Annotated in this window: 5 protein-coding genes and 1 pseudogene; 5 read left to right on the top strand and 1 reads right to left on the bottom strand. The window is 72.5% G+C overall.

The window, feature by feature from the left end:
* A pseudogene (locus SACAZDRAFT_RS23610) lies at positions 1–531 on the top strand (hypothetical protein); the annotation flags it as partial.
* 93 nt (positions 532–624) lie between these two features.
* Positions 625–957 (top strand): YnfA family protein, encoded by a 333-nt coding sequence (locus SACAZDRAFT_RS02710; protein WP_005438428.1) that lies wholly within the window; start codon positions 625–627, stop codon positions 955–957.
* A gap of 115 nt (positions 958–1,072) precedes the next feature.
* Here SACAZDRAFT_RS02710 and SACAZDRAFT_RS02705 read toward each other — a convergent pair whose 3' ends face one another.
* Positions 1,073–1,828 carry an SDR family oxidoreductase gene (locus tag SACAZDRAFT_RS02705; RefSeq protein WP_005438426.1) on the bottom strand — a complete coding sequence of 252 codons (756 nt, stop codon included), beginning with the start codon at positions 1,826–1,828 and terminating at the stop codon, positions 1,073–1,075.
* Positions 1,829–1,913: 85 nt separating this feature from the next.
* On the opposite strand from SACAZDRAFT_RS02705, the gene SACAZDRAFT_RS02700 reads away from it, so the two are divergent.
* The 3 genes from SACAZDRAFT_RS02700 (at position 1,914) to SACAZDRAFT_RS02690 (ending at position 4,616) form a co-directional block, all read left to right on the top strand.
* Positions 1,914–2,384, top strand: coding sequence for an RrF2 family transcriptional regulator (locus SACAZDRAFT_RS02700; RefSeq protein WP_005438423.1), 471 nt, complete (start codon positions 1,914–1,916; stop codon positions 2,382–2,384).
* Positions 2,384–3,496, top strand: a complete 1,113-nt coding sequence (locus SACAZDRAFT_RS02695) for a tyrosine-type recombinase/integrase (RefSeq protein ID WP_005438420.1) — start codon at positions 2,384–2,386, stop codon at positions 3,494–3,496. The genes SACAZDRAFT_RS02700 and SACAZDRAFT_RS02695 overlap by 1 nt, the downstream gene beginning before the upstream one ends.
* Before the next feature lie 88 nt (positions 3,497–3,584).
* On the top strand, positions 3,585–4,616 hold the full coding sequence (locus tag SACAZDRAFT_RS02690) for an NAD(P)/FAD-dependent oxidoreductase (RefSeq protein WP_005438418.1): 1,032 nt from the start codon (positions 3,585–3,587) through the stop codon (positions 4,614–4,616).
* The last annotated feature ends 152 nt before the right edge of the window (positions 4,617–4,768 follow it).

Raw genomic sequence — 4,768 nt, 5'->3', positions numbered from 1 at the left:
GAGCGGGCCCGCGGCGCCGCGGAGTCCGCCGCCGATGCCGCCACCCGCTCGCGCGACGCGCTGGCCACCGAACTCGACCGGGTGCGCCGGAGCCACGAGACGCTGCAGTCCGACCGCGACGCCCTCGCACGAAACCTGGACGAGCTCCGCGGTGAGGTGCACGAGCTGCGGGCGGCACACTCGACGGCGACGGAGCAGCTCGCCGCGGCGACCGCGCAGCGAGACGCGCTCGCGTCCGCGCTGGAGCAGACCCGTTCCGACCTACACGCCGCTCGGCAGGACACGGCAGGCTTGCGCGCCGACCTGGACACCGCCCGCGAGCAGCTCGCCGCCGAACGCACCGCGCGCTCGGTCGCCGACGCCACGTCCGCGGCCGCACAGTCCGCGATCACCGATCGGGATGCGCGCATCGCCGAGCTCACCGAGCAACTGCGGCAGGCACACGCGCACCTGGAGCGCGCCCTGACCGAGCAACCCTCGGGCGAGAACGCCGACGCCCACGCCGAGGCGCCGACCGAACCGGGTCGGTGAGCGGGCCGACGCTGACGCCCCCGGGCGGTGGGGCTTTCCGGCTGGTGGTGAACTGGCGGGGAATCCCCCGGCGAGTCGTTCTCGGAGTGACCCATGACCGTTGTGCGTTCGATCCTGCTGTTCGTGCTGGCCGCCCTCGCCGAGATCGGCGGTGCCTGGCTGGTGTGGCAGGGCGTGCGGGAGCACCGCGGGTGGGTGTGGATCGGCGCCGGGGTTCTCGCGCTCGGTGCGTACGGGTTCGTCGCGACGCTGCAACCCGACGCGCACTTCGGGCGGATCCTCGCCGCCTACGGTGGTGTCTTCGTCGCAGGTTCACTCGCCTGGGGAATGGTCGTGGACGGGTATCGACCCGACCGGTTCGACGTCATCGGCGCGCTCGTGTGCCTGGTCGGTGTCGCCGTGATCATGTACGCGCCGCGTGGGTGAACGACAACGGCACCAGCGCTCGGTTCTCCGTGTTCGGGCTGTGGCAGCAGTGCCGAGGTCACCTGCACGGCGCGGGTGCCCGGGACCCGGCGGCGTGAGAACCGCCGGGCGGCGCTCACTCCGCAGCGGGGCGCTGGGTGCGCAGCCACTCGTCGAACGTCGTGGGGGCGATGTGCGCGTCCGGGCCGGGCAGCAGCACTTCGCCGGCCATCGACGTGCCGAAGACGCCCGACCAGGTCGGAACGAGTGTGATGTCCTTGCCCCACGCCTGGTGGGTGCGCCGGGCCATGTCGACCAGGTCCTGCGTCTCGGGTCCGGCGACGTCGACGTGGCGGCCCTGGGGCTGTCCTGTCGCGACGTCGGCGAGGACGGCGCCCACGTCCTCGGGCGCGATGGGCTGGACCAGCAGGGGCGCGATGGTGGCGACACCGTCCTTCTCGGTCCAGCCCGCGACCATGGCGGCGAAGTCGTGGAACTGGGTGAAGGGCACGATGGTCCAGGGCACCGGCCCGGCTTCGACGAGGCGTTCCTGTTCGCGTTTGCCCGCGTAGTGGGCGTTGCCGGTGATGCCGTGGATGCCGACGATCGAGAGCAGCACGTAATGGCGGACTCCCGCGCGCTCGGCGGCCGCGAGCAGGGTGCGCGTCGTGGTGCCGAAGAATTCCACCGTGGCGGTCTCGTCGGCGGGCGGGGCGTTCAGTGCGTCGACGAGGGCGTCGACGTTCGCGAGCGCGTCGTCCAGCCCGTCGCCCGTCAGCGCGTCCACGCCCTGTGAGCGGCTGATGCGAACGACGTCGTGCCCGGCTCGTTCGAGTGCGGTGGCGGTGAGAGAACCGATCTTGCCGGTGGCTCCGGCGATGGCGATGCGCATGACGGGTTCGTCCTCCTGAAGTCGTGAGAGCGTTACGGTATCGCGGACTAAAAAGATCCGCAATATCTTCGATACACTGGACCGCGTGAAGCTGCCTGTGAGTACGGAATGGGTCTTGCACTGCGCCACCACGCTGGCGCAGCTCGAACCGCGCAGCACCGTGTCGGCGGCACAACTCGCCGACTACTTCGACCTCCCCGCCCCGTACCTGGCGAAGCAGCTGAAGGCGCTCGCGAAGGCGGGCGTGCTCACCGCGACGTCGGGACCCCGCGGCGGGTACCGGCTCGCCCGCCCGGCCGCCGAGACCACGCTGCTGGAGATCGTGGAGGCCGTGGACGGCGCCGCCTCCCCCTACGAGTGCCACGAGATCCGGCAGCAGGGCCGTGGAGCACTGTCCCCAGAGGACTGCCGGGACACATGCGTGCTCGCCGCGGCGATGGCCGACGCCCACGAGGCCTGGCGACGCAGCCTCGCCGCGGTCACCCTGGCCGACATCCTCGGCAAGATCCCGTCGTGGGCCCCTGCCCGCACCCGCTCACTGCTCACCGGGTCGTGATGGAGTCGCTCGGCAGCGCGACGACGCGCACCCACTCGACCGGATTCGCCCTCGAACCCGCTCCGCCGGCGGTTCCCTCCCCGAGCCTGTCGGCACGGCAGGTCGACGACGCCGTGCGGCACCAGCTCGTGGCCGACATCGGCGCCGAACGGCTGGACGCGTTGTCGCGCCTGCTGGACCGGACCACCTTCGGTGTCGTGCTGCACTGGTTGTCCAGCTACCAGCGACGGTCCCTCGACACCAAGCGCGGTTACGCCGACGACATCTGCCGTATCGCCGAATGGTTCAGCGCCGCCACCGGACGCCACCCCGCCGACCTCCTCCAGGCCGTCACGTTCGACACCGTCACGGCCTGGTCCCTCTACGCCAAGAGCCGTGGCTGGTCGGCCCGCACGCAACGGCGTTACCTCTCCGCGCTGTCGTCGCTGTTCGACCACGCACGCCGAGCACACCGCCTCGACGTCGAGAACCCCGTGCACCTGCCCACCCACGCGCCTCCGATCGGCACCTCCACCAACGGCCGCCCACCCGGAGCCACCCGCGTGCTCGACCTGCCGGAAGTGGCGGCGTTCGCGGCGGCGTGCTCCAGCCCGGAGGAGCACCTGGTGTTCGAGCTGCTGTTCACGCAGGGGCTGCGTGAGTCCGAAGTGGTCTCCCTCGACATCGACAACCTCGACCGCGCACACCGCCTGCCGGTGTTGTCGGTGGCCCGCAAGGGGGGCCGCTGGGTGCGGCGCAGACTCAGCGACGCGGCGGCCCGCCAGCTCGACGCCTACCTCGACGGCCGCCGCACCGGCCCGATGCTCGTGCACCCGGACACCGGGCTGCGCCGCGACCGGCACCAGCTCATCAGCATCACCCGCCGACTCGCCCGTCACGCCCGCCTGGTGGAGCCGAAGAAGGTCACCCCGCACGTGCTGCGCGCCACGGCCATCACCGCCCTGCTCGACAAGGGAAAGCCGCTACAGGAGGTGCAGGAGTGGGCCGGGCACGCGCACGCCTCCACCACGCGCGGCTACTGGGAGCGCCGCAACAGCGTCCAGCGCGACGCCGCCCTGTCCGCCACCCTGACCGCCGACCTCGCCGAGGCCGCGGCGGACCTGGAGGACTAGCCGCAGGCGAGACTCCTGTTGCGGTTCCAGCAAGAAATCTCGCGCTGTCGCCGCGCGTGGGGGCACGGTGGTGTCGGAGGTGGTCGCGATGACGCGAGAACGCGGAATCGGCCAGGGTCGGCGCTATGACGTGGTGGTCGTCGGTGGTGGCCCGGCGGGGTTGAACGGAGCGCTCATGCTGGGGCGTGCCCGGCGGTCCGTGCTGGTGATCGACAGCGGTGAACCCCGGAACGCGCCGTCGGCGCACATGCACGGATTCCTCTCCCGCGACGGGGTCCCGCCCGGCCGGCTGCTGGAGGCCGGGCGGCGGGAAGTGACCGGATACGGGGGCGAGATCATCAGCGGCCGAGCTCGCTCGGCGTCCCGCGAGGCCGGTGGGTTCGTGGTCGAACTCGACACCGGTGCTCGCGTGCACGCGCGGCGACTGCTGGTGACCACCGGACTCACCGACGAGCTGCCCGACGTTCCCGGACTCGCGGCCCGTTGGGGGCGGGACGTGCTGCACTGCCCCTACTGCCACGGTTGGGAGTTCCGCGACCAGCCCATCGGCGTCCTGTACACGGGCGAGCGGAGCGTGCACCAGGCGTTGCTGTTCCGGCAGTGGACCGAGCAGCTCACCCTCTTCCTGCACACCGGCCCCGGCCTGACGGGCGAGGAGGCCGAGCGGCTCGCCGCGCGCGGGATCGCGGTCGTGACCGGCGAGGTGGCCGAGGTGGAGACCGCCGACGACCGGCTCACGGGCGTCCGCCTGCATACCGGCGAGCTGGTTCCACTGCGAGCGGTGGCCGTGGTGCCCCGCGCCGTCCCGCGCGCGGGCGTGCTGGCCTCGCTCGGGCTGCGACCGGTTCCGGCGCCGCACGGGGTCGGCGAGTACGTCGCCGCCGATCCGACCGGGCTCACCACGGTGCCGGGTGTGTGGGTGGCGGGCAACGTCTCCGCACCCGCCGCGACGGTTCTGGTGGCGGCCGCGTCCGGTGCCACCGCCGCGGGGGCGATCAACGCCGACCTCGTCGACGAGGACACCCACCGCGCCGTCCTCCGGCACCGGGACCCGTTCTCGCACGAATCGGAGTCCGTCCTCTGTGCACAGGTCATGGGCGGTCGCCGCCACGGTCTGTGAACGGCGGACTCTCAGGCGGGCCGAGCGATTCCGTGCTCAGCGGGCCACTCTGGACGCGACGCGCACGAGGGCGTCGCGGACGTGCACGCCGCGCCGTGCGGTGCTGATCCGGCCGAGCCAGCGGGCGGCGGTCGCGACCCGCTGGCTCGGCC

Origin of the sequence: Saccharomonospora azurea NA-128 (assembly GCF_000231055.2) — a bacterium.
Taxonomy (GTDB): domain Bacteria; phylum Actinomycetota; class Actinomycetes; order Mycobacteriales; family Pseudonocardiaceae; genus Saccharomonospora; species Saccharomonospora azurea.
The sequence above is the reverse complement of the archived record's forward strand: the minus strand, read 5'-3'. Positions and strand labels throughout refer to the sequence as shown.

Bases quoted from the DNA above. Each gene is read 5' to 3' on its own strand.
- SACAZDRAFT_RS02695 (WP_005438420.1), top strand. From the start codon at position 2,384: ATGGAGTCGCTCGGCAGCGCGACGACGCGCACCCACTCGACCGGATTC.
- SACAZDRAFT_RS02710 (WP_005438428.1), top strand. From the start codon at position 625: ATGACCGTTGTGCGTTCGATCCTGCTGTTCGTGCTGGCCGCCCTCGCC.
- SACAZDRAFT_RS02705 (WP_005438426.1), bottom strand. From the start codon at position 1,828: ATGCGCATCGCCATCGCCGGAGCCACCGGCAAGATCGGTTCTCTCACC.
- SACAZDRAFT_RS02690 (WP_005438418.1), top strand. From the start codon at position 3,585: ATGACGCGAGAACGCGGAATCGGCCAGGGTCGGCGCTATGACGTGGTG.